Source organism: Paenibacillus sp. PsM32 (assembly GCF_030433815.1).
Taxonomy (GTDB): domain Bacteria; phylum Bacillota; class Bacilli; order Paenibacillales; family Paenibacillaceae; genus Saccharibacillus; species Saccharibacillus kyungheensis.
Map to the genome: position 1 here is coordinate 1 of NZ_JARUWY010000030.1, position 4021 is coordinate 4021.

The following is a 4021-nucleotide window of genomic DNA, read 5'->3' on the forward strand; positions in this document are numbered from 1 at the left end:
CAACTGACTTGTAATCAGTAGGTCGGGGGTTCAAATCCTCTCGCCGGCACCATTTATTTTTAATATTAATTTGATTGCTATGGCGGTCGTGGCGAAGGGGTTAACGCACCGGACTGTGACTCCGGCATTCGTGGGTTCAAGTCCCATCGGTCGCCCTTTATAATCTTATAAAGAATTAGCTTGATATTAGTATTAAAATGATGTAATATGTAATATGTATGTTAAATCAATACTATTACTGCCTAAATTGTATGAGTCATTAGCTCAGTCGGTAGAGCACCTGACTTTTAATCAGGGTGTCGAAGGTTCGAGCCCTTCATGACTCACCATTTTTCTTATATGCGCGTGTGGCGGAATTGGCAGACGCACTAGACTTAGGATCTAGCGTCTCACGACGTGGGGGTTCAAGTCCCTCCACGCGCATAGATTTTGCGGACGTGGCTCAGCGGTAGAGCATCGCCTTGCCAAGGCGAGGGTCGTGGGTTCGATTCCCATCGTCCGCTCCAATCTTTATTCAGTGTAGAGCGTATATATTATATACGTTTTTATTCTACGCTTTAATTCATATAACAACTATATTTGTTTATAGTTGGCATGTGTAAGATTTGATTAACATGGTTATTCAGGGTTTATAAGATACCTGATGTTAACCATATCCTCTTAATCCGCGGGTGTAGTTCAATGGTAGAACTTCAGCCTTCCAAGCTGATAGCGTGGGTTCGATTCCCATCACCCGCTTTATAAAAAAGGATGTCTGCATTATGCAGGCATCCTTTTTAGTTTTCTATTAATTTAATGGGCTAAAGAATGCGATAAGTGATAAAGGATTATAGATATAGGTTGAATAGTATTGGATAAAAAAGAAACAGCACAGAAGTAACTCTTATTCTGTACTGTTTCTTTTTATATTACTTTGTTTTTTATGTTGCTTTGCATGTATTTAAAATATATTTTAAACGTATTTAGCTAGGTATTAGTTTTAAAAGATTATTTTAAATTCCAGCGTAAAATCATGCCCATCTGGGTGAGTCCTGCACCAAAACCATATAGTAATACGGTATCTCCATTTTTTAATTTATGATCATCTCTTCCTAATTGTAAAGCTAGAGGAATTGAAGCAGAAGAAGTGTTACCATACCATTCAGCACTGGTAAGTGTATGGTCTAGAGAAAATCCTGTTTTTTCACAAATCGAATCAATCATTTTGAGATTAGCGCTATGGGGAACGAACCAATTAATATTGGTAAGGGATTGATTGGTCTGATCTAAAAGGTTTTGAATGCCTTTTGGTACTGTACGTACAGCCCATTTATAGACTTCACGACCATTTTGTACGATTTTACCATTGCCCAGCATCGCTTGATTATTGATTTGATCGGATAATCCGGTACGGTATACATGTTCTCCACCAGAACCATCGCTATCCATAAAAGTTCCTAGAAAGCTAGGTTGTTCTGGATCGTATTCGACTAAGGCTGCACCGGCACCATCACCGAATAAAATACATGTGCTGCGATCGGTATAATCTGTTATTTTGCTCATCGTTTCACTGGCAATCACTAGAATTTTGCGATGAAGACCTGATGTGATAAAGCTATTGGCTACATGAAGTGCATATACAAAGCCAGCACAAGTAGCATTGAGATCTATTGCACCAGCACCTTTGATATTGAAATAAGATTGAATTTGAGTAGCTGTACTTGGAAATACATAATCTGAAGTGGTAGTAGCCACAATAATGAGTTCTACATCTTCCAAAGTACCTGGATAAGTTTTTTGCAGATTTTTGACTGCTTCTATTCCGAGTGTAGATGTGAATTGTTGCTCATTAGCAATACGGCGTTCTCTTATCCCTGTACGTTGAACAATCCATTCGTCAGACGTATCGACTAGCTGTTCAAGATCAGTGTTAGTTAAACGTTTGTCGGGGACATAAGTTCCTAATGCTGTAAGACGAGCTGTTGAATGATTGATAAAGATCACCTCTATATATGATTTGAATGATGTGTATACACTGGAGTAATTGATAATTTGGTTAGATGCTGATTATCTTGTAATACAATGACTGTATAAACCGATTGTATTGACAGAGTTAGAGTATGATAGGGTATTTTATAAAAAGGTAGCATAATAATTGTATTTAACATTTTTTAATACTAGGTTATAGTACCAGGTACTAATTTATTTTAAATATAACCTATTTGAACAATATTGTAAATCGATTATTGATTTTGGGATGACTAAGTGATGTTGATATAGCTCGATTGGTTTTGAGGTAATAGTAAATGTTATAATGGAAGCATATGGAGTTATCATACCATACAGAATCATATTGTTTAAATCATGAGAAAAGTATATTTTAAATGATATGCTTTATTTTGTTTGTATGGACTGTTTTATAGTTGAAGTAGTATATAAGTTATACTATGTGGAAAGTGCTAATGATTCAGATCTGACGTAATTTATCATTTTCAGTGAGGTGACTATAGCAATGGATATCAGACAATTAACATTAGAAGATTTTGATGCACGAGCGGAATTAGGAATGTATGCTTTTCAATATCGTAAAACGGCAGAAGAACTGGAGAAAGAAAAACAACATTTTAAACCGGAAAGAACATGGGGCATTTTTGAAGAAGAGCAATTGAGTGCTCAACTGACATTGTTACCGTTACAAACGTACATACACGGGCAAGCTTTTGATATGGGTGGAATTGCTGGAGTCTCTACCTGGCCAGAAAAAAGAAGACAGGGATTGGTTGCGAAGTTATTAGATCATACATTGCAACAGATGAATGAAGCAGGGCAATCGATATCCTTTTTGCATCCGTTTCATTTCCCATTTTATCGTAAGTTTGGCTGGGAGACTTATATTGAATATCGTCAATATACTATTCCTACGAATAAGCTACCTGCTAAAGTTCAAGTTGAAGGTACAATAAAACGTGGTATTCGTGATTTGGATATTTTTAATGCTGTCTATGAAAAATATGCTTCTAGTTATAATGGAACACTGGTGAGAGATACCGAGCGTTGGGAACGAAAATTAGTACCGAATAGTGATTTGTTTACCGCTGTTTATTATAATCCTCAAGATCAAGCTTGTGGTTATCTTATTTATGAGATCAAAGATCAGAAAATGAATATTAAAGAATTGGTATCTCTTGATGAACGTTCACGCCAAGCACTATGGACTTTTATTTCCAACCACGATTCAATGGTGACTGAAGTTAATGTGCAAGCACCGATTGATGATTCGTTGTCGTATCTGTTGAATGATCCGCGTATTGAGCAACAGATCGTTCCTTATTTTATGGCGAGAATAGTTAATGTTAAAACGTTTCTTGAGCAATATCCATTTACAGTTGGTAAAGTAGAATCGTTATCGATCCGGGTGAATGATGCGACAGCAGAGTGGAACAATGGGATCTGGGATGTGCTTATTAATGATGAAGGTAAAGCGAAAGTGAGTCGGCGTGAAGCTTTGCCAGAAGGTTTGCAACAAGATCTCTGGGATCATAGTGATATCGATACAGATATTCAAGCATTAACTGTAGCATTGATGGGATATAAACGTCCGCTAGCTTTGTATAGTTGGGGGAAATGGAAAGGCAAGTTAGAAGCTGTTCATATTTTGGAATCACGGATTCCTTTTGCTACCACACATTTGATGGACTTTTTCTAAGCACATGTGAATGGGTGGAGTATTAGTGATGTACGTATAGAGTGATTTTTTAGAATGAACGCTTTAACTGGTGGAAGCTCTTATAGAACGTGAAAGCATATGAATAGTGATACTGTAAAGGAATCATACAGTTCAAATCGTAAATATAAACAGTATGATCTTTACAATGATAATTAAGGGAAAAAAGCTTATCTCTCTACTGAAGTGCATTATACACTTTGTAGAGGATAAGCTTTTTTTGAATATAGTTGCGCTTTTGTACTATCCGAGTATACTTTTGGTGACTGAATGACTGAATGACTGAATGACTGAATGACTGAATGACTGAATGACTGA

Annotated in this window: 2 protein-coding genes and 5 tRNA genes; 6 read left to right on the top strand and 1 reads right to left on the bottom strand. The window is 36.7% G+C overall.

Annotated features, from left to right (window positions below):
* Positions 1-82 precede the first annotated feature (82 nt).
* The 5 genes from QCD85_RS23520 (at position 83) to QCD85_RS23540 (ending at position 738) form a co-directional block, all read left to right on the top strand.
* Positions 83-155 (top strand) — tRNA-His (locus QCD85_RS23520).
* A gap of 98 nt (positions 156-253) precedes the next feature.
* A tRNA-Lys gene (locus tag QCD85_RS23525) sits at positions 254-329 on the top strand.
* 12 nt (positions 330-341) lie between these two features.
* Positions 342-423 (top strand) — tRNA-Leu (locus QCD85_RS23530).
* Between the two features lie 8 nt (positions 424-431).
* Positions 432-506: transfer RNA gene (locus QCD85_RS23535), tRNA-Gly, on the top strand.
* A gap of 161 nt (positions 507-667) precedes the next feature.
* Positions 668-738, top strand: a tRNA-Gly gene (locus QCD85_RS23540).
* Between the two features lie 249 nt (positions 739-987).
* Here the strand turns inward: QCD85_RS23540 and QCD85_RS23545 are convergent.
* On the bottom strand, positions 988-1974 hold the full coding sequence (locus tag QCD85_RS23545) for a ketoacyl-ACP synthase III (RefSeq protein ID WP_301264075.1): 987 nt from the start codon (positions 1972-1974) through the stop codon (positions 988-990).
* A gap of 517 nt (positions 1975-2491) precedes the next feature.
* Between QCD85_RS23545 and QCD85_RS23550 the strand changes: the two genes are divergently transcribed.
* Complete coding sequence (locus QCD85_RS23550; RefSeq protein WP_301264074.1) at positions 2492-3685, top strand: GNAT family N-acetyltransferase; 1194 nt, start codon at positions 2492-2494, stop codon at positions 3683-3685.
* Positions 3686-4021: the final 336 nt, after the last annotated feature.